Source organism: Kribbella ginsengisoli, from assembly GCF_039537185.1.
GTDB classification, from domain to species: domain Bacteria; phylum Actinomycetota; class Actinomycetes; order Propionibacteriales; family Kribbellaceae; genus Kribbella; species Kribbella koreensis.
Map to the genome: position 1 here is coordinate 124,249 of NZ_BAABAA010000017.1, position 18,581 is coordinate 142,829.

Below are 18,581 nucleotides of genomic sequence, written 5' to 3' on the forward strand. Positions count from 1 at the left end.
ACAGTGATGTCTCTTCTGCTGCCTCTGCACGGGATCGGCGGCCGGCAAGACCTGCCCGTACCGTTCGGGCTCGCCGTCGGCGGCGCCGGCGTGGCGATCGCGCTCTCGTTCGTCGTCCTCGGACTGGCCTGGCGCAACCCGAAGTACCGGGGTGACAAGTCCGGCAAGGCGCTGCCGGACGCGGTCACCCGGACGGTCGACTCGGCCGGCTTCCGCTGGTTCGTCCGGGCGGTCGGACTGGCGATCTTCCTGTACGCGATGGTGGCGCTGGTCTTCGGTGTGGACCGGCTGACCAACCCGATCTTCGGGTTCGTCTACATCCTGGTCTGGGTCGGGCTGGTGCCGATCTCGCTGCTCCTCGGCCCGGTCTGGCGCACCCTCAACCCGCTGCGCACGATCCACCTGCTGCTCAGCAAGCTGCTCCGGCAGCCGCCGTCCCAAGGCCTTCTCACGCTGCCGAAGTGGCTCGGGCTGTGGCCGGCCGCGCTCGGCGTCTTCGCCTTCACCTGGCTCGAACTGGTCGCCCCGGATCGCGCCACCCAGCCGGTCCTGCAGGCGTGGCTCGCGCTGTACGTCGTGATCACGCTGTTCGGCGCTCTCTTGTTCGGTGATCGGTGGTTCTCGACGGCCGACCCGTTCGAGGTCTACGCGTCGCTGATGGCGAGGCTGTCCCCGTGGGGCCGGCGCGACGACGGCAAGCTCGTCATCCGGCGACCGCTGGAGAACCTCGACGGGCTGAAGGCACAACCCGGCCTGGTCGGTATGGTCGCCGCGCTGCTCGGCTCGACGGCGTACGACGGTTTCTCCAACTCGACCGCGTGGATCGGCTGGGCGCAGAACACCGACTACTCGATGACGACGCTCGGCACGCTCGCGCTGATCGTCTTCATCCTGTTCGTGCTGGTGACGTATTCGAGCGCGACTCTCCTGGCCGGAAGGCTGTCGGACAGCTCACGGTCGGCGCTTCCTGGGTTGTTCGCGCATTCCGTCGTACCGATCGCCTTCGGGTACGTCGTCGCGCATTACCTGACCCTGCTGATCCTGGAAGGCCAGCGGACGCTCATCTACCTGAGCGACCCGCTGTCCAACGGCGCCAACATCTTCGGCACCGGCCTCCTGGGCCTCAACACCGGAATCACCAACCACAGCACGACAATCGCAGTCATCCAGGTCCTGGCCGTAGTCTGCGGCCACCTGATGGGCGTCGTCTCCGCCCACGACCGAGCAGTAGCCCTCTTCCCCCGCAACAAGGCCCTAGCCGGCCAACTCCCCCTCCTGGTAGTCATGGTCGGCTACACCGTCGGCGGCCTATTACTGCTCTTCTCTGCTTAGCCCTGCTTGGCCGGTGCCTCTGCTGCGGCGGAGGCACCGGGCAGGGAGCGGCTGGTGTAGGCCAGGGTCAGGAAGGCGAGCAAGCCGAGGATCAGGTGGGAGTTGCCGGGGATGGATTGCCAGACGGTCCAGCTGAGTTCGCGGTCGTCGCGGAACGGGACCCACCAGATGGAGCGAAGTACGAAGAGTCCGTACCAGAGGATGCCGGTGATGAGGGCGGGCTTGGTGCCCCACTCGCGGTGGACGGCGCGGATCAGGCTGATGCCTAGTGGGATGATCCAGACCCAGTGGTGGCTCCAGCTGACCGGCGACGCGTAGAGGACGGCCAGGGCCATCACGGAGATGGCGGTGACGCGCTCGTCGGCCAGCCAGTACTTGCGAGCCAGCCAGAGGACGGCCAGGCCGAAGATCGCCGACAGCAGGAACCAGACCGGCTTCACCCAGGACGCCTCGTCGCCGAGCCGACTGAGGAAGCCCATGAACGACTGGTTCGCCGTGTACGCCAGGCCGCCGACCCGGTTCGCGTTGCGGATGACGACGGTCCAGTACTCCCAGGACTGGTGCGGTACGACCGCGAAGCCGATCGCCATCGTCGCGAGCAGCCCGAGCACCGCGTTGCGGAACGCCCGCCACTGCTTGGTGATCAGCAGGAAGGCGAGGAACGGCAGCGGCGTCAGCTTCACCCCGATCGTCACGCCGACCCAGAACCCACGCCACTTCGCGTTCGCCGGCCGGACTAGGTCGAGCAGGATCATTGCGGTGAGCAACAAGTTGATCTGGCCGAACTGGATCGTCTGCCAGACCGGTTCGAGCAGCAACGACAACCCGGTCAGCGCGGCCAGTACTACGATCCGCCGCTCGCGCCACGGGTTCGGGGCGAGGCTCCAGGCATTGGCCGGCAACGCTGCCCGCCAGATCAGGCCGATGCAGAGCACCGAGATGGTCGTCCAGACCACCAGCGCGACGCCCCACGGCACGACGGCCAGCGGCACCATCGCGATCGCCGCGAACGGCGGGTAGGTGAACGGCAGACCCGAGCCCGGGAGCTGTGCGTCGTACAGGGAAGCGCGGTCGAGCAGGACCGAACCGCCCAGCCTGTACACGCGCAGGTCGATCATGCCGTCGAAGAGGCCGTAGGCCCAGGCGCCGAGGGCGACGAAGGCCGCGCAGCCGAGGACGGCGACGACGATCCAGCGGCGGTCGGTGCTCGGCGGAGTGCCTGGTGTGGTGGAGGTCATGGTCACGTCAGATCGACTCCGAAGAGGGCTTCCAGTTCGCGGCGCGTCTCGTCGTACGAGGTGTGCAGGATCCCGGTGATGCCGAGCTCGCGGGCGGCGACGACGTTCAGCTCGAGGTCGTCGACGAAGACGCACTCGCTGGGCCGGAGCGCGAGTCGCTGGGCCGCCAGGTGGTAGATCTCCGGCTCCGGCTTGCGCAGGTGGACCTCGCCGGAGATGACGATGTCGTCGAACATGCCGTCCCAGGTCTCCCGCGGGTAGCTGTTGCCCCAGGAGTTCGAGAGCAGCGCGGTCTTGATGCCGTGGCCGCGGGCGCGCCGGATCAGCGCGGACATCTGCGGCTGGTGCTCGAAGTGCGCGAACATCCGCTCGATCAGGCCTTCGGCCTGGACCGGGCCGCCGTCCTTGCGGACCAGCATCGAGGCCAGCTTGCGCTCGAAGTCGGGAACCGCGATCTGGCCGCGCTCGAGCGCGTGGATCGGGTTCACCTCGGCCTCGACCGGGCTGGCGGCCAGCCAGTCGACCATCGCCCGGTAGTACGCCTCGAAGTCGAGACCGTCCAACTCGGCCCAGCGACCCAGGGCGTCGTCGAGACCGGAGGTGAGCACCCCACCCCAGTCCACCAGCAGGCCACGGAGTACGGGCGTGTCGTCAGGCATGCGCGCAAGACTACTCAGGACATGATCACGGGTTCCGGCCGCCCGCTCACCGGTCGTACTCGACCACCGCGTCGCCGGACGACGATTTGACCTTGATCGTGCGGGTCGCGGCCGGGTCCTTCTTCACCTCGGCGTTCTCGTCGCCGGACTTGCTGTCGGTGTCGACCTTGTACGCCTCGACGCCCTCGGGCAGCCGGACCAGCGCGTCACCCGAACTGGTCGTCACGTCGACGGTCGTCGGCGCCGTGGTGAAGCTCAGCTCGACGCTGCCGGAGCTGCTCTTCGACGTCACCGAACTCGCGCTCAGACCGGAGGCCTCGAGATCGCCGGACGAGGACTCCAGCGTCAGGCTGCCGGACAGGCCCTGCGCCTCGATCTTGCCGGAGCTCGACTCCAGCGTGGTCGATCCGCCCAGGCCGACCACCTTGAGGTCACCGCTGCTGGTCCTGATCGTCACGTCGAGATCCTTCGGCACGGTCACCACATAGTCGGTGTGGCAGCCGAACGACAGGAACCCGCAGCCGGAGTCGCTGATCTCCAGCTTGCCGTTGTCGTAGTCGTCCTTGGGGTCCGAGCCGAGGGCGTTGCGCTCGAACTTGCGGTCGACGGTGATCTCCTTGACGTCACCGGAGTGCACCTGGAGGTCCGTCGAGCTGGTGTTGATCGACAGCGCGGTGCCGGCCACCGGGTAGGTCTGGTGGCTGGTCTTGGTGTCCTCGCTCAGGCTGGTCAGCGCCCAGTACACGCCGCCCAGGATCAGGGCGACCGAGATCGCGATCCCGTACCGGCGCTCGGGACTCATCGTGCTGGCCGGACGGCCCTCGATATCGGACATGGCTCAACCCTGGCACAGGACCAGGGCCTTGTCGGTGGGGTTAACCCCCTATCTTCAACTGAACAGATCCCTGACTACCCCGGCTGCCAGCTGCTGCATTCCCTTACGGAGCTTGCTGGATTTCGCCGCCTCCACCAGACTCCGGCCGTGCGACAGGGAAGCGTCGCAGGCCGCCTGGTCGAAGGGGAGCAGCGCGGCAGGCTCGACCCCGGCGTACCGGGTCAGGGCCTCTGTCACTGCGTCGGCCGGGGAACTCCCGAGCGACCCTGAGCGAACCCTGTTGACCACTACCCGGGTATTGACACCTGGTACGGCCGCTCTGAGCTCGTGGAGGGACCTGATCAGCCGGGTGAGGCCGACCGGGTCGGCTGTCCCGACCACGACCACTTCGTCGGCCTCCTCGAGCGTTGCCAAGGTCGCGCCGTTGCGGCGTGGGGCGAGGGTGTCGAAGGAGATCTCCTCGTCGCTCTCGATGCAGAAGCCTGCGTCGACCACTGTGCAGGGTGCGAGCATCCTGGCCGTCGACCAGACCGACTCGACTGCGGTGGGACGCAGCTCTGTCCAGCGGTCGGCGCGGCTGAGGCCGGTGAGGACCAGTTGGTTCGGCCCGACCTGTCTCGCGTGCCGGGCGAGCACTGCTACGTCTAGGGAGCCGCCGCTTGCTGATCTCGCTGCAGCGGCCAGGCCTGAGGTCTCGTCGAGCATGCCGAGCAGTTGGGCGACCGTGCCGCCGTACACGTCGGCATCGGCCAGCAGCGTGGGGATTTGGCGTGCGGCCAACTCCGCTGCGAGTCCTACGGCGACCGTACTGCGGCCCGGTGCTCCCGTGGGGCCCCAGACGGCGATGATCCGGCCGGTGCCTTGGCCGTAGGGCTCAGGGTTGGGTGGGGACTCGCTGTTGAACGGTACGAAGCCGCCGGCGAAGTGAGAGACGGTTGCCGGCGGGCCTGACTCGACGGCGTCGATAATCGCCCGGCCGAGGTCATCCGCGCTGACGTCGGCGGGGAGGATGCGCTCGATACCCATCCGGCTCAGGCGGTCCTCGGCGCCTGAGGGTTCGCCGTTGTCGGAGGGGTCGACCAAGGCGACCACTGCGATGTGCCTGGCGTGGAGGGCGGCTACTGCGTCGGAGGTCAGCCTGGGGAGGTCCTCTGCGAGCACCACGGCTCGTGCTTGCCCGCTGGCGGCCGCGGCCATCACGTCGGCGATGTCGACGCAGCGGCGGACTACGCGGATGCCGTTGGCGCGCTCGGCACGGCGTACGACGTCTGCTTCCCAGGGCGCGCCGGTGACGGCGAGCAGGACGGGGACGGACATCAGCTGCCCCGCCTGATGAGGACTGGTTCGCCGTTGTTGAGCAGGGCGAGGGTTGCGGACAGCTTGGTGACGTCGTTGGCTTCGAGCGCGATCAGCACCTGTCTGCGGGCTGAGCTGCCGGATACGCCCTTCACCTGGTCGACCTGTACTACGCGGACCTCGGTCCAGAGCATCCGGGCGGGCGCGTCCTTGGTGACCACCCAGACGTCGACGTGGTCGCCTACTGCCGTGTCGGACGGGAGGTGGCCGGTTGCGACCGACAGTGGGAGCTCGGTGCGCTCGCTGTCCGTCTTGGGGGTTGCGGCGTCGCGCGGTACGAACTGGCCCTTGGTGACCGGCCGGGTGACGATCAGGCCCTTGAGGTCGGCGTCGGCGGTGACGTACTGACCCGCGGCGGCGTCGCTGGTGAAGCGGACGTTGACGGTGGTCAGGTCGTCGCCGGTGAGGGTCTGGCCGATCGGCAGGTCGCGCTTGGCGGCCCAGACCGCGGTCGTGTCGTCGGCCGAGGACAGCAGCTTGGCGCCGGCCAGCGCGGTGATCGCGACCAGCAGTACGCCGAGCAGCAGGCGACCGTCCTTCCAGCGCGCCCGCCGGGTCCGCAGGGTCGGCGTTGACGGCGCCGCGAACCCACTCCGCAGCACAGGACTGTCGGCCACTCGGAACACTCCCCAGATTTCGATTTGTATCGGTCACCGATTGATTGCGGGCGATCGCGCTCGGTTGCCCTCGGCGACCGACATTCTGCCGTGTCCGGCGGTCCGGCGCTGACCGTCATCCACAGGGCGGCGGGGCCTGGGGACAAACGGGGTCATCCAGATGTCAACCGTGGCAAACTGAAGCAACCGACCTCTCGAAGGGATCTAGCGCGTATGCCGGCTCCACGCTTCCTCCAGCTGTCCGACGTCGCCGAGGTCCTGAACATCTCGGCCAACCAGGTCTACGCCCTGGTCCGCCGGGGCGACATCCCCGCGGTGAAGATCGGCGGCCGCGGCCAGTGGCGGGTGGAGTCGTCCGAGCTGGAGAAGTACATCGAGCGCCTCTACACCGAGACCAAGCAGTTCATCGACTCCCACCCCTTCGGCGAAGAAGCCGAAACCACCGAAGACGCCCAGCTCTAACCCGCCCAGCCGGCCGACCCGCTCCATCGCTCACCCGCAGTGTCGTCGCGCCCACTTTGTGCTCGACCTGAGCGTTCGGGGCAGGCGGAAACGCTCACATCGAGCACAAAGTCGCCCGAGGCCTGGACGGTCGGCGCTGCGACGAGGTGTTCTGGCACGTTGGGGGTGGGTCAGCGGCGGCGGACGGCGTCGAGGGCTTGAGTGGGGACGAGGCGGGAGTTGTAGACCTCGGTACGCCGGCGTGGCGCGTCCAGGGGGTGCTCGGCGATCTCGAGGAAGTCGGCGCCGACCCGGTCGATCGTTCCGGTGAGCGGATGCGCGCCGGCGTACAGGGTCACCGGCGAACGGTCGCGGGCGATCCCGCGCAGCAGATGCGCGAGACCGAGCTTGGCTGCGACGGCTCCCTCCGCCGGCTCTGCGAATGGGCCGAGCCCGTGGATACCAGTGAGTGCGGTGTCGGGGATGAGCCACTCCTCGTAGCGCTCAGCCTCTAGCAACAAGCAGTCCTTGCCGACGCGGCTGAGCGTGCCCTGCACCGGCTCTGCGTGCCTCAGTTCCACCCGGATCACCGTCCCGACGGCGCCTCGCAGGCGGTCGAGGACGGTGATCTTGCCGACCTCGGCGCGGATCCGGTCCGCCACCTCGCCGTACAGATCGCCGTCCTGCAGGGCCTCGAACTGTGACTCCAGGTCCTCGAACAGGGCTTCCAGGCGCATGCCGCGAACCTACCCGCCCGCGCGGTCATCACCACTCTGAGTCGACTGCCTTCGCACTCCGTGACGCCGATCGACGATTTTCGACTTGCCAAGACCGGTCTAGGCAGGTCTATATTGATCAAGCCAAAGCAAACTCACGCAAACTCATAGGTCGGAGGTCAAAACGGATGAACGCAACGATCCGTGGACTGAAAGGGCTGATCGCGCTCGCCGCGCTGGCCGGTATCGGCCTCCTCCTGCACTGGGTCACCGCGGGCTCGCTCGAGGCAGCCACCGCCGCAGACCTCACCTCGATGGCCGCCGTCGCCATCGGCGCAGTCGCCTGGCTCGCCTACTGCTGGCTAGCCGTAGCCGTCATCGCCACGGTCCTGGAACAGCTCCCCGGCGCGCTCGGCCGAGGCGCCTCCCTCGTAGCCACCCAAATCACATCCCAAGGCTCGCGAGCCCTCCTCCGCTCCGCCCTAGGCGTAGCAGCCGTAACCCCACTAACCATCGGCCTAGCCCACGCCACCCCGGCCCCCCACCACTCCACCGCTCCCGCCCCCCAATCCGGTGCCGGCACCACCCCCAGTGCCGGCACCACCTCCACCTCCCACCCCGGCACCACCCCCAGTGCCGGCACCACCTCCACCTCCCACCCCGGCGCCACCTCCCACCCCGGCACCATCTCCACCCCCTGGCCCGCCACCACCTCTGCCTTGCGGGCCGCCACTGCCCCCCAGCCCCGCACCACCGCCACCCGAGCCTGGACCACGTCCGAACCTCAATCCACCATCGAGCTCCGCCCCACCAGTCCCCGCACCCCAGCCGATTCCCGCCCCTGGGACTCAACTGAGCCCCAGTCGACGGTCAAGGTCACCGACGCCAACCTGACCACCCAGCCTCTGCCCGCCACTTCAGCCGCTCCGGCTGCGTCAGGCGGCTCGGGTTCGGAGCCGCCAGCAGGCTCCCGCCCGTGGAGTTCCGTCGAGCCCGGCTCGACCGTTGAGGTGAGCGACGGGACACCCACCGACTGGCGAACCCCCGAGAAGCCGTCCTCCGTCCAGCTAGGCACACCAGCCACCCCGGCAACTCCTGGCAAGACGGACCACCCCGCTCAGCCACCAACTCGAAGCAGCCCGGCGCCCACGAAGCAGCCCCCGGCCGATCGCACCGCAACATCGGACAAGACCGGACGCGCGGCAACCGGACGTACCGAAGTACCGGGCCCCACCACGAGCCGTACCGAAGCACCGGGGTCCACCACGAGCCGTACCGAAGTACCGGGGTCCACCACGAGCCGTACCGAAGTACCGGGCCCCACCACCACCGGACACACCGGAGTGCCTGGCTCCCCCACGATCCGTACCGAAGTACCGGACCCGGCCACCAGCTCCACCGGCGTACCGGGAAGTGGACGCACCACCACCGGACACACCGGGCCGGGCATTGGGCGCACCACCACCGGACATACCGGGCCGGGCAGCGGGCGCACCGCGACCGGGCACACCGGGTTGCCGGAGACCGAGCACCCTACGGCGGGGCGTTCCGGCGGGCCACGGGCAGAGCGTTCCGGCGGGCCGCAGGCAGGGCGTGCGGGAACGGACCGTCCCGGAGTACCGGTGACTGGGCAGATTGCGGTTCCGGATCGGCCTACTAGTGGGGCTCCTACCCGGTATACGCATCTGCAGTCCGGGCGGCTGGCGCGTGCTGCGTCGCATGTGGTGAAGACGGGCGACTCACTCTGGTCGATCGCGGCCGCCGAGCTCGGCCCCGGCGCATCCGCCGACGCCATCGCAGCTCGCTGGCCCCAGTGGTACGAGGCCAACCGACAGCTCATCGGCCCCAACCCCGACCTGATCCTCCCCGGCCAGGTGCTCAACCCACCGGCACCCGGCCATCCCGTGCCGCCAACCCACCAGGAGAAGTGACATGAGCAACCACCCCAAACTCCCCCCCGTCCCCACCGCCAAGAACACTCCTGCGGTCGAAGGAGTTGTTGGTGCTCTGAACACGCCCACGGCCGGGAACGCCTTGACCGACAAGGCCAGCTCTCGCATCAAGCGCGCCGGCACCGACGGGAAGAGCTCTGCCGTGGAGAAGAGTTCCCGCGTTGAGAAGAGTTCCGGCGTTGAGAAGAGTTCCGGCGTTGAGAAGGGTTCCGGCGTTGAGGAGAGTTCCGGCGGTGGGGCAAGCACTGATGTTGGGGAGGGCTCGGCTGCTGAGGTCGGGCCGGCTGGGCGGGATGTGCTGGCGGCGCGGCGGCGGGCCAATGCTGCCGCGCCAGGCAGGCCGACCGGGCCGGTGACTCAGGGGGCTTTGGCTCTGCGGTATGACGAGGCGCCGGACTACCAACCTGTGCCGGCGCCGCCGGTTTTGCGGTTGGTGAGGGGTGGGCCCTCGTTGCCTGATGCGCAGGCTTGGGCTGGGCGGTTGGTGCAGGCGGTGGCTGAGGTGCTTGCGGGGGACCGGCCGATCGGGCAGTTGATTCGGTTCACCGACACCGTGGTGTTCAGCGACCTCAATCGGAGGGTTCGGGTGCTGGGGCTGACGACGACCGCGACCGGGCGGAGCGCCAAGGAGCGTAGTGCGGTGCGGTCGGTGCATGTGTCGACGCCGGCCACCGAGGTTGCCGAGGTCTCGGCTCATGTCCGGTACGGCGACCGCTCCCGCGCGATGGCGCTTCGCCTGGAAGTGCACAGAAACCGCTGGGTCTGCACGGCGCTCGAACTTGGCTGAGGTTCGCGGCGTCACACCCCATGCAACCCGATCGTGCATTCACTGTCACTGAGCTGTCGCATGGCCGGGCGTAGCGTTGCGAGATCGGTCTAGGGGATCGATCCAGTCCGTTCCGGGGGAACGAATGCAGAAGAGCACCACCAGCACCCTGTCCATCGCGGACACCGCCACACCAGCTGAACTGTCTCCCGCGGAACTGGCTCGGGTGTTGCCTCGAGTTGGCGAGCGACGCTGGTCGCAGCGGCTTCCCGCGCTCTATCCGGTCGCGGTCCGGTACCACCGGGCTCGGCGGCGGATCGAGTGGATGAGGTCCAGTACGCCGTACGCGCGGGACCGGCGAGCAGTGGACCTGCCGGTCCGTGTGAAGCGGCACAAGTCTTTGCTGCTGCGCCAGCTCGGCGAGACCGAGATGTGGATGCAGCACAACAAGGTGACCAATCTGAAGCTCGCCTGTGAGCAGGTCGACGGCGTACTGATCAAGCCCGGCGAGACGTTCTCCTTCAACAAGCTGGTCGGCAACGCGACCCGTCGCAAGGGTTATGTGAAGGGCATGCGACTGTCCAACGGCCAGGCCAAGCCAGGGATCGGCGGCGGCATCTGCCAGCTCGCGAACCTGCTGCACTGGATGGTCCTGCACTCGCCGCTCACCGTGACGCAGCGGTCGAACCACAGCTTCGACCCGTTCCCGGACAACGGCCGCGTGCTGCCCTGGGGTGTCGGCTGCAGCATCGTCTACAACTACGTGGATTTCCAGTTCCGCAACGACACCGACCAGACGTTCCAGCTCCGGGTCGGCGTCGGCGAGCGGTACCTGGAAGGCGAGATCCTGGCCGAGCGATCGACGAGTTCGTCGTACCGGGTGTTCGCCCGCGGCGAGCGGTTCCTGCGGGCCGGCACCGAGTACTTCCGCCGCAACGAGATCTGGCGCACCGTCATCGACCGCCGGACCGGCGCGGCGATCGGCGAGGAGCTGCTCAAGGAGAACGTTGCCCTGGTCAAGTACATGCCGACCGGCGTGGACGTCATCGACGTCGACCTCCGGCAGTACCCACCGGCCAGCTGACCTGATTTCCCGATCCCCCGCGTGAAAATGTCGGTGCGGGGTTGCAGACTCGGGGGTATGGACGCAGGGGCCTATCGCGAGCGGCCGGCAGCGCTGCCGGGGGCTGTGCTGTGGACCCGTACGGCCGATGGCAGCGAGTATCGGGTGTTGCCGGACGGGTGCATGGACCTGCTCTGGATCGAGGGCGAGTTGGCGGTGGCTGGGCCTGACAGCCGGGCGCATGTGGGGGCGGCTGAGGCTGGGGTCCGGTTCGCCGGGCTGCGGTTCGCGCCAGGGACTGCGCCGGGGTTCTTCGGCGTACCGGCTCGGGAGGTGCTGGACTCGCTGGTGCCGTTGGCTGACGTCTGGTCACCGGCGCGGAGCCGGCGGCTGGCCGATCGGATCGGGAGGGGTGCCGATCCGGGGGTGGCCTTGGAGGAGGCGGCGGGCGGGTTGTTCGACGGGCCGCCGGATCGGTTGGTGGGGCAGGTGCTGCGTGAGGTTCGGCGCGGGGTCGGCGTACGGGCGCTGGCGGGGAGTGTGGGGTTGAGCGAGCGGCAGTTGTACCGGCGGTGCCTGGACGCTTTTGGGTACGGGCCGAAGATGCTGGATCGGGTACTGCGATTGAACCTCGCGCTGGAGCGGGCGCGGACGGGACTGTCGCTCGCGGAGGTGGCGGCGCGGACCGGGTATGCCGACCAGGCGCACTTCACCCGCGAGGTGACGGCGCTGGCCGGGGTGCCGCCGCGGACTCTGCTGGCCTGACAATCGCTGTATGAGCCTTTCGCGCGAGCCTGGTACAGCCACGACGCTCCGCCACAATCCTCTGAACGCAGTCACCGCCACCGTCGAACGCATCACCCGCGAGGACGGCAGCACCTACATCCGCAAAGAACTCCGTCAGCCGGCGCAACCGTCGGCCGGTCGGCCGTGGGCGGCGTCGATGGATCCTCGGCACTGGAATTACTGGCGGCGAGAAGTCGAGGTCTATCTCGACGACGAGGTGCGCGCGCGGCTCGACGGCACTGGGCTGGTGTTGCCTGCGGCGGAGGTGGAGGAGGTTGCGGGTGGGGCGGTGCTCTATCTGGAGGATGTTGCTGGGCTTGCGGGGACTGAGTTCGGGTTGGCGGATCATGCGGCGTTGGCTCGGGCTGTGGGGCGGTGGCAGGCTCGGCCGGCGGTGGTTCGGGACTGGACTTCGGTGGGGTTTCTGCGGGAGTACTCGACCAGCCGTGAGGTGCCGTGGGGGTTGTTGTCCGACGATGCGGCGTGGCGGCAGCCGTTGGTGGCTGAGAATTGGCCGGCGGGGCTCCGGGAGGGTTGGGAGCGGGTGGTTGCTCAGCGGGATGAACTGCTGACGATCGTCGAGCAGGCGCCGCGGGCGGGGTGTCATCTGGATCTTTGGGTGAGCAATGCGATCCGGCGGGCGGATGGCGAGATCGCCTTGCTGGATTGGGCTTTCTGTGGGGACGGCGCGGTCGGGGAGGACATCGGCAATCACATTCCCGATGCGGTGTTCGATCTGTTCTGGCCGGCTGAGCGGTTGCCGGAGCTGGCCGAAACCTGCATCGAGAGTTATCTCGAGGGGCTTCGGGAGGGTGGGTGGCGAGGCGAGGCGGACGTCGCACGGCGGTCGGTGATGGCGTCGGCCGTCAAGTACGCATGGCTCCTGCCCGGGTTGCTCGGGCGGGCGTCCGACTCGTCTCACAAGGCTTATCACCAGGAGGCTGACAGCCGGTACCTCTTCCAGCAGCGTGGACTCGCGTTGAAGTGGGTCGCTGACTGGTGTGCGGAGGCGCTCAAAGGATGACGGTGAAGCCTCCGGGTCGGACTGGGGCTTCGAAGGTCCGGGCGGTGGTGGTGAACCGGCTCTTGAGGGCGCCGGACTTGTCGTAGGCGGAGACGGTACTCCGGCGAGCCGATCCGACAGTCACCGCGTGCGAGCGCGGATGGGTGTCGACGCTGGTCAGCAGGATGGCGGTGGACGACGCCGAGCTCAGCTGAAGCCTCGAGACCAAAGGCAGAAGCAGGATTGCGTCCACGCGGAGAGCGGTGGAACCGGAAGCTGTTGCGGTGAGGGTTCCATTTGCGGGGAGGTAGGTGGGGAGGGTGCGTGGGAGGAGGGCGCCGGGGGCGGCGGAGATGCCTTGCGGGCCTCCGGTGCCGTGGTTGATGGAGCCGAGGGGATGGCCGTCGGCTGACCAGTTGGTTCGGCCCGCTTGGCGATCAGGTACTACGTCGACGATGGGTAGAGCTAGTTGCGGCTGGTCGCTTGGCGCCAGGGTCCACTGGGCCTTGCTGCCTGAGGGGAAGGCTACGTAGGAGTTGTTGCTCCATTGGGATTCGCCGGTCCAGGGGGACGGTGGGGTGACTACTGCGGCGCCGGCGGTGAGGGTTGCTGATTCGGCTTCGAGGGTGTGGAGGCCGGAGAGGGTGCGGGTGGTGGGGCCCAGGAGGCGGGCTTGGGCTGCCAGCGTCGGGTGGGCGTCCAGGGCGAGCATGGAGAGGAGGCCGTGGATGGTGGATTCGGCGCCTGAGTTGCGGTTGACGACTCCCTCGGTGGAGATGCCGTCGTAGGTTCGGCCGGTTGCTGGGTCGTACATGGGTGCGCCTGCGCGGTTCGCGCCGAAGTACCAGGCTGCTACGAAGGTGGCGACCTGGAGGAGGCCGGGACGGTTGGCGGCGGTGGCTACTCCGAGGAGTGCCTGTAGGCGCGCGTCTACGCCGTAGGCGATCTGGGTCCGGTCGATGGGCGCGGGGAGCCAGCCGTTGTCGGGGCCGCCGGCGGTCATCAGCAGTGGGGTGAAGCCGGCTGCGTCACCTAGAGCAGGGGTCAGGAGATGCGGCTTGCGGAGTACGGCTGAGGCGGCGGCCAGGGCGGAGGGCATCTGGGCGCCCCAGGCGTGCCAGTCGGAGATCGACTCGCCCCACGGGAGCAGGGCGCGGAACGGCCAGGTCTGGGTGTCTCCAGCTGCCATGGCGGCTACTGCCTCGGAGAAGCGTTCCAGCGCGCGGCGAGCTCGGGTGGAGCCGCCTGCGCGGACGTAGGCGGCCAAGCCGAGGATGGCTTCGGAGGTGGCGTCGGCACCGGCCACGATGAGCCAGGCTGGTACGCGGCGGCCGTCGACGATGTTCCAGGTGCCGTAGCGGACCAGTACTTGGCGTTCCAGCGCAGCGATCGCCAACTCGAGTCGCTCACGCAGGAACGCGGCAAACCCTGGGTCTACCGAGCGGAAGACGGCATAGCCCTCCCCCAGCGCCCAGACCGTCCGAGCCAGCCAGTACGCCGGGCCGGAGTCCGATGGGTCCGGTAGCTCCACGGGGTCGGCACTGGGGTTGAGCGCGCCGTCCGGTTGCATCCACAGCACCACGTTGCCGGCGTTGGGGCCGGTAGCCGTCTGCAGGAAGGTCAAGGCGCGGAGCAGCCCGTGCGCCTTGACCCGACTGTGCGCATCGCCGCGGAGCTGGAAGTGACGCAGGTAGACGACGGCTGCTCGCGCTAGGTCGTCGGCGTTGAAGGCGCCTTGACCGTAGGTGTTGGTGGCGGGGTCGTAGGCACCGCCGCCGACGCGGGCGTATGAGCCGTCGTCGCGGCGGTCGGCGTAGGTCCACAGCACGCCGACTGGTCCTGAGCCGTAGGTCGAGTGGCCCTCGGCAGGCGGAGGTGAGACCGCGGCCCCGAGGTAGTCGAGGTGAGCGAGATTGGTGAGGGGCCCATAGGTCGCGCTAGACATCGCAGTGGTCGAGGCGGTGCCGATGCCAGAAGCCTTCGCGGTGGCGGATGCGGAAGCGCCGGCGGTAACCAAGGTGGTAGCGGCGGCTAGGGAGGTGCCGAGGACGGTTCGGCGGGTGAGGGTCATGTCAATCGGTCCAGTCTGGCTACGCCGATTTTTGCGTCGGCCATGCCGTAGAAGACGTAGTGGACGCCGTCGACCTCTTCGATGGCGGTGGGGAAGACGACGTTGCCGACCGTGCCGATCCGCTCTTCCTCGGTCTCCGGCACGAGGATCGGCTCCGCCGTGCGATCGAGGACCCGCGTTACGTCGAGCGGATCCAGCAGCAGCGCGCCGGCCGCATAGCTGACCTTCTGCGTGGTCGGATCGAAGCCCTTCGGCTGCTCCCCCGTCACGCCGTGATGAATGACCAGCCACCCCTCCGGCACCCGCAGCGGCGCCGGGCCAGCACCGATCTTGAGCTCCTCGAACGGGTACTCCGACATCGCCACCAGCCGGTGCTCCCGCAGATGCACGAGATTGCGCAGATCCCGCTCGACCTCCGAGACCGGCACAAACGAAACCCAGATCCCCGGCCGGTCATCCTTCACCCCAGCCGGCAGATGCACACCCTCACCCTCGCGGAACCACCCGAGGTCCCACATCGGCCGATGCAACATCGCATAACAAGGCGACCCGTCCGGCCCCGGCACCGGTTCAGGGAAGAACACCGTGTCCTTGTTCGGGAACAGGTTCAGGTCCGTGTCCAACGACGCCTGGTACTCGAAGTGCAACGGCCCGAGCCGCTGCCAAGTACGCAGGTCATCCGAGACCGCGAGCGCGGGCTTGGGTCCGAGCGGCCCATAGGCCACGTACGTCATCACGTGCTTGCCCAGCGAAGGAATCCACGTCACCCGCGGATCCTCGACCCCGGCGTTGTTGAGCCCGCGCTCCCAGCCCTCGTCCGGCGCGAGCACGATGCCTTCACGACGCACACCGGTCGGTACGCCGTCAGTCAGCTCGACCGCAGCCAGCCCGACCCGAGATACGTTGCCTGGCGCAACCAATCGCGGCAGCAGGTAGAGCTGACCGTCAGGAGTATGGCCAGAGGCCGGATTGAGCACCCCTTCGGATTCGAGCGAGTTGCCCGGCTCCGGCGTCATCACGACACCGAGGCGCGTCAAAGTATAGGGAACAGTCACAGCAGGAACCTCTCAACAGAAACTAGCCTTTGACCCCGGATTCGAGGCTGGACGAGATGAAGCGACGCTGGAAGACGATGAACAACCCGACCGCCGGAGCGGCCAGCACACAGGCCCCGGCCAGCACAGCGCCGAACGGATTGGCCGCTCGCGCCGATACCGTCGTGAGGTAGTTCGACAACGCGACAGCCAGCGGTTGCAGGTCTTGTTGTTTGGTGATCAGGAACGGCCAGAGGAACTCGTTCCACGGCCCGATGAAGGTCAGCAGTACGCCGGTGAGCAGCGCCGGCTTCACCAACGGGATCGCCACCCGCCACAGGATGTTCAGCTCGTTGGCCCCGTCGATCCGGGCCGCGTCGAACAGCTCCTGCGGCAACTGCAGGAAGTACTGGCGGAACACGAACACCGCGGTCGAGTTGATCGCGAACGGAGCAATCATCCCCAGGTACGAATCGGCCAGCCCGTAGCTGCGCACGATCATCACGTACAGCGGAATCGTCAGCAACTGGAACGGCACCACCTGGACCAGCAGCATCAGGTTGAACACCATCCCCCGGCCACGGAACTGCAGCCGGGCCAGCGCATACCCGGTCAGCACCCCGAAGACCAACGTGCCGAGGATGACCCCGCCGGTGAAGATGCCCGAGTTCAGCAACGACTTCCCCAGATGGATCGCCGCGTTGATCTCCACGTAGTTGTGCCCGGTCAGGTTCGACGGATTCGGGAACGCGCCCTTGACCGACGGATCCGGCTCGGTCTGCAACGACCCGATCAGCATGTAGTAGAAGGGAAACAGGAAGACGAAAGCTCCGATCAGCAGGAGCACGAACCGCAACCATGACTTCCTCATCGGTCCTCCCGCCCCACGAAGCGACGTTCGGCCAGGGCCAGCAGCAGTACGCCGATCACGAGCAGCACTCCGATCGCGGAACCGACATCAGGATTGCCCTGCTCGATCCCCTTCTGGTACATGATCAGCACCGGCGAGGCCGAGTGACCGTCCGGTCCACCCCCACCCGTGAGCAGGTACGGCTCGGTGAAGAGGTTCGCCCCCGTCACCGTGGCGAGCAGCACGACCAGCGTGGTGGCCGGCCGCACCCCCGGCACGGTGACGTTCCAGAACGACTTCAGCCGGCCGGCGCCATCCATCGACGCCGCTTCGTACAGGTCCTTCGACACGTTCTGCAGCGCGGCCAGATAGAGCAGGATGAAGAATCCCAGCTGCTTCCAGGTCACGTACAACGCCACCGTCGGCATCGCCAGTTTCGAGTTGACCAGCCAGGACGGATCGGGCGCGAGCGGGCCGAGCACGGAGTTGACCAGCCCGTTGGAGTTGAACAGGAACAGCCAGACCCCGACGACGGCGACGCTCGCCGCGACGTACGGGACGTAGTAGCTGACCCGGAAGAACGTCCGCCAGCGGATCGCGCTGTTCAGGGCGTACGCGAGGACCAGCGACAAGACGACGGTGAGCGGAACGTTGATCACCAGGAAGATCCCGACGTTCACGAACGAGCGCCGCACCGCCGGATCCGACAGCACCGTCGCGTAGTTCGCGAAGCCGACCCACGGCCGGTCCACGATCGCGCCGGGCGCGGTGAAGAAGTAGTCGTGGAACGACATGTAGACGGCGAATCCGAGCGGATAGGCGAAGATCACCGCCAGGAACACGACGTACGGCGTGACGAACGCGGTACCGATCGGCTGTTTGCCCAGTACTGCGCCCAGCCGGCGGCGGATCATGACCCCGAGGCGAGCTGGTCGACCTTCTGGACGGCGCCGTCGAGGGCCGCGCCCGGGTCCTGCTGCCCGAAGATCACGGACTTGGAGTAGGCGTCGCGGAAGGTCTGCCAGATGGCGATCGAGTTCGGCACGTTCGGCACCTCGACGGTCCGGGCTGCCTGGTCGGCGAACTGCTTGTAGTCCGGGTTCTTCGCGAAGTACTCCGGATAGGTGCCGGCCACGTCAGCGCGCAACGGCATCTGGCCGGTGCCCTGCAGCAGCTTGCCGTCCTGCTCCTTGCTGGTCGCGAACTTCAGCACGTCCCACGCCGTGCCACGGTTCTTGCAGGCCGAGTACATCGCGACGTTCTTCGCATCGCTGAAGGTGTACGTCTCGTTGGCAGGCTTGCCGGCCGACGTCGGCACCGGTACTGCGCCCCACTCGACCTTCCCCTTGTACGTCGCAATCGCCCACGGCCCGACGATCGCCATCGCCGAAGTGCCGTCGACGAACGAGTCGCCCGTGTACTTCTCCTGCGACGCGAGCTTGTCGGCGCTTGCCGTCGACAAGGAGTTGCTTGCCACCGGTCTCGGCCGCGAACAACGGGTAGAAATCGAACCAGGACTGGTAGAACTCGTTGCTCGGCGCCGGGTAGATCGCGACCTTGGCCGCCTTCGACGAGACCAGCTTGCGCGACGTGGCGAGGAACTCGTCATAGGTCGACAGCGGCGGCTTCACGGCGTCGATACCGGCCTTGGCGAAGATCTTCTTGTTGTAGAAGATCATCACCGGGTTGTCCTTCCACGGCAGCTGGTAGTACTTGCCGTCGGTGGACTTGTACTGCTCGGCGACCTTGCCCGACCGCTCCTCGACGTACGACTTGCCGTCCGAGAAGCTGTCGAGCGCCACCAGGCCACCCTGCTTCTGGAACTGCGAGACGGACGCGGGCGAGGTGTTGAAGATCAGGCA

Annotated in this window: 18 protein-coding genes and 1 pseudogene; 7 read left to right on the forward strand and 12 right to left on the reverse strand. The window is 67.8% G+C overall.

Annotated elements, in window-relative coordinates; genetic code table 11:
• Positions 1 to 6 precede the first annotated feature (6 nt).
• Positions 7 to 1,332, forward strand: coding sequence for a hypothetical protein (locus ABD768_RS38045; protein ID WP_343983753.1), 1,326 nt, complete (start codon positions 7 to 9; stop codon positions 1,330 to 1,332).
• Here the strand turns inward: ABD768_RS38045 and ABD768_RS38050 are convergent.
• From ABD768_RS38050 to ABD768_RS38070, 5 genes are read right to left on the reverse strand one after another with little or no spacing between them, the layout of a single operon-like run.
• Positions 1,329 to 2,570, reverse strand: coding sequence for a glycosyltransferase 87 family protein (locus ABD768_RS38050; protein ID WP_344849091.1), 1,242 nt, complete (start codon positions 2,568 to 2,570; stop codon positions 1,329 to 1,331). The two genes, ABD768_RS38045 and ABD768_RS38050, sit on opposite strands and share 4 nt — an antisense overlap.
• A gap of 2 nt (positions 2,571 to 2,572) precedes the next feature.
• A complete protein-coding gene (locus tag ABD768_RS38055; RefSeq protein ID WP_344849062.1) occupies positions 2,573 to 3,229 on the reverse strand; it encodes an HAD family hydrolase in 657 nt (218 codons plus the stop codon).
• Between the two features lie 46 nt (positions 3,230 to 3,275).
• The gene (locus ABD768_RS38060; protein ID WP_344849064.1) at positions 3,276 to 4,064 is read right to left on the reverse strand and encodes a DUF4097 family beta strand repeat-containing protein; all 789 of its coding nucleotides are present in this window, start codon (positions 4,062 to 4,064) and stop codon (positions 3,276 to 3,278) included.
• 54 nt (positions 4,065 to 4,118) lie between these two features.
• Positions 4,119 to 5,381, reverse strand: coding sequence for a CpaE/TadZ family protein (locus ABD768_RS38065; RefSeq protein WP_343983745.1), 1,263 nt, complete (start codon positions 5,379 to 5,381; stop codon positions 4,119 to 4,121).
• Positions 5,381 to 6,037 carry an SAF domain-containing protein gene (locus ABD768_RS38070; RefSeq protein ID WP_344849066.1) on the reverse strand — a complete coding sequence of 219 codons (657 nt, stop codon included), beginning with the start codon at positions 6,035 to 6,037 and terminating at the stop codon, positions 5,381 to 5,383. The genes ABD768_RS38065 and ABD768_RS38070 overlap by 1 nt, the downstream gene beginning before the upstream one ends.
• A gap of 213 nt (positions 6,038 to 6,250) precedes the next feature.
• Here ABD768_RS38070 and ABD768_RS38075 point away from each other — a divergent pair, with 213 nt between their 5' ends.
• Positions 6,251 to 6,499, forward strand: a complete 249-nt coding sequence (locus tag ABD768_RS38075) for a helix-turn-helix domain-containing protein (RefSeq protein WP_344849068.1) — start codon at positions 6,251 to 6,253, stop codon at positions 6,497 to 6,499.
• A gap of 170 nt (positions 6,500 to 6,669) precedes the next feature.
• Here ABD768_RS38075 and ABD768_RS38080 read toward each other — a convergent pair whose 3' ends face one another.
• Complete coding sequence (locus ABD768_RS38080) at positions 6,670 to 7,215, reverse strand: hypothetical protein (protein WP_343983736.1); 546 nt, start codon at positions 7,213 to 7,215, stop codon at positions 6,670 to 6,672.
• 167 nt (positions 7,216 to 7,382) lie between these two features.
• Here ABD768_RS38080 and ABD768_RS38085 point away from each other — a divergent pair, with 167 nt between their 5' ends.
• From ABD768_RS38085 to ABD768_RS38105, 5 genes are all read left to right on the forward strand, one after another.
• The gene (locus ABD768_RS38085; RefSeq protein ID WP_344849071.1) at positions 7,383 to 9,125 is read left to right on the forward strand and encodes a LysM peptidoglycan-binding domain-containing protein; all 1,743 of its coding nucleotides are present in this window, start codon (positions 7,383 to 7,385) and stop codon (positions 9,123 to 9,125) included.
• A 1-nt stretch (position 9,126) separates the two neighbouring features.
• Positions 9,127 to 9,933, forward strand: coding sequence for an Rv3235 family protein (locus ABD768_RS38090; protein WP_344849073.1), 807 nt, complete (start codon positions 9,127 to 9,129; stop codon positions 9,931 to 9,933).
• A 124-nt stretch (positions 9,934 to 10,057) separates the two neighbouring features.
• Entirely contained in the window at positions 10,058 to 10,996 is a 939-nt protein-coding gene (locus tag ABD768_RS38095) for a VanW family protein (RefSeq protein WP_344849075.1), read from the forward strand.
• Positions 10,997 to 11,053: 57 nt separating this feature from the next.
• Positions 11,054 to 11,740 carry a helix-turn-helix transcriptional regulator gene (locus tag ABD768_RS38100; RefSeq protein ID WP_344849077.1) on the forward strand — a complete coding sequence of 229 codons (687 nt, stop codon included), beginning with the start codon at positions 11,054 to 11,056 and terminating at the stop codon, positions 11,738 to 11,740.
• A gap of 10 nt (positions 11,741 to 11,750) precedes the next feature.
• On the forward strand, positions 11,751 to 12,785 hold the full coding sequence (locus ABD768_RS38105) for an aminoglycoside phosphotransferase family protein (RefSeq protein ID WP_344849078.1): 1,035 nt from the start codon (positions 11,751 to 11,753) through the stop codon (positions 12,783 to 12,785).
• On the opposite strand, the gene ABD768_RS38110 is transcribed toward ABD768_RS38105, so the two are convergent.
• The 6 genes and pseudogenes from ABD768_RS38110 to ABD768_RS38135 all read right to left on the reverse strand — a co-directional run.
• Complete coding sequence (locus tag ABD768_RS38110; protein ID WP_344849080.1) at positions 12,775 to 14,835, reverse strand: hypothetical protein; 2,061 nt, start codon at positions 14,833 to 14,835, stop codon at positions 12,775 to 12,777. The genes ABD768_RS38105 and ABD768_RS38110 overlap by 11 nt on opposite strands.
• Positions 14,832 to 15,890 carry a glycoside hydrolase family 130 protein gene (locus tag ABD768_RS38115; RefSeq protein ID WP_344849082.1) on the reverse strand — a complete coding sequence of 353 codons (1,059 nt, stop codon included), beginning with the start codon at positions 15,888 to 15,890 and terminating at the stop codon, positions 14,832 to 14,834. The genes ABD768_RS38110 and ABD768_RS38115 overlap by 4 nt, the downstream gene beginning before the upstream one ends.
• A 22-nt stretch (positions 15,891 to 15,912) precedes the next feature.
• Complete coding sequence (locus ABD768_RS38120; RefSeq protein ID WP_344849083.1) at positions 15,913 to 16,740, reverse strand: carbohydrate ABC transporter permease; 828 nt, start codon at positions 16,738 to 16,740, stop codon at positions 15,913 to 15,915.
• Positions 16,737 to 17,633, reverse strand: a complete 897-nt coding sequence (locus ABD768_RS38125; protein WP_343983709.1) for a carbohydrate ABC transporter permease — start codon at positions 17,631 to 17,633, stop codon at positions 16,737 to 16,739. Before ABD768_RS38125 ends, ABD768_RS38120 begins: the two co-directional genes overlap by 4 nt.
• Positions 17,630 to 18,328 carry an extracellular solute-binding protein gene (locus ABD768_RS38130; RefSeq protein ID WP_344849087.1) on the reverse strand — a complete coding sequence of 233 codons (699 nt, stop codon included), beginning with the start codon at positions 18,326 to 18,328 and terminating at the stop codon, positions 17,630 to 17,632. Before ABD768_RS38130 ends, ABD768_RS38125 begins: the two co-directional genes overlap by 4 nt.
• A pseudogene (locus ABD768_RS38135) lies at positions 18,228 to 18,521 on the reverse strand (extracellular solute-binding protein); the annotation flags it as partial. The gene ABD768_RS38130 and the pseudogene ABD768_RS38135, both read right to left, overlap by 101 nt.
• Positions 18,522 to 18,581: the final 60 nt, after the last annotated feature.

Coding starts and splice junctions, on each gene's coding strand:
- ABD768_RS38045 (WP_343983753.1), top strand. CDS start 7: ATGTCTCTTCTGCTGCCTCTGCACGGGATCGGCGGCCGGCAAGACCTG.
- ABD768_RS38050 (WP_344849091.1), bottom strand. CDS start 2,570: ATGACCTCCACCACACCAGGCACTCCGCCGAGCACCGACCGCCGCTGG.
- ABD768_RS38055 (WP_344849062.1), bottom strand. CDS start 3,229: ATGCCTGACGACACGCCCGTACTCCGTGGCCTGCTGGTGGACTGGGGT.
- ABD768_RS38060 (WP_344849064.1), bottom strand. CDS start 4,064: ATGTCCGATATCGAGGGCCGTCCGGCCAGCACGATGAGTCCCGAGCGC.
- ABD768_RS38065 (WP_343983745.1), bottom strand. CDS start 5,381: ATGTCCGTCCCCGTCCTGCTCGCCGTCACCGGCGCGCCCTGGGAAGCA.
- ABD768_RS38075 (WP_344849068.1), top strand. CDS start 6,251: ATGCCGGCTCCACGCTTCCTCCAGCTGTCCGACGTCGCCGAGGTCCTG.
- ABD768_RS38080 (WP_343983736.1), bottom strand. CDS start 7,215: ATGCGCCTGGAAGCCCTGTTCGAGGACCTGGAGTCACAGTTCGAGGCC.
- ABD768_RS38085 (WP_344849071.1), top strand. CDS start 7,383: ATGAACGCAACGATCCGTGGACTGAAAGGGCTGATCGCGCTCGCCGCG.
- ABD768_RS38090 (WP_344849073.1), top strand. CDS start 9,127: ATGAGCAACCACCCCAAACTCCCCCCCGTCCCCACCGCCAAGAACACT.
- ABD768_RS38095 (WP_344849075.1), top strand. CDS start 10,058: ATGCAGAAGAGCACCACCAGCACCCTGTCCATCGCGGACACCGCCACA.
- ABD768_RS38100 (WP_344849077.1), top strand. CDS start 11,054: ATGGACGCAGGGGCCTATCGCGAGCGGCCGGCAGCGCTGCCGGGGGCT.
- ABD768_RS38105 (WP_344849078.1), top strand. CDS start 11,751: ATGAGCCTTTCGCGCGAGCCTGGTACAGCCACGACGCTCCGCCACAAT.
- ABD768_RS38110 (WP_344849080.1), bottom strand. CDS start 14,835: ATGACCCTCACCCGCCGAACCGTCCTCGGCACCTCCCTAGCCGCCGCT.
- ABD768_RS38120 (WP_344849083.1), bottom strand. CDS start 16,740: ATGAGGAAGTCATGGTTGCGGTTCGTGCTCCTGCTGATCGGAGCTTTC.
- ABD768_RS38125 (WP_343983709.1), bottom strand. CDS start 17,633: ATGATCCGCCGCCGGCTGGGCGCAGTACTGGGCAAACAGCCGATCGGT.
- ABD768_RS38130 (WP_344849087.1), bottom strand. CDS start 18,328: ATGACGAGTTCCTCGCCACGTCGCGCAAGCTGGTCTCGTCGAAGGCGG.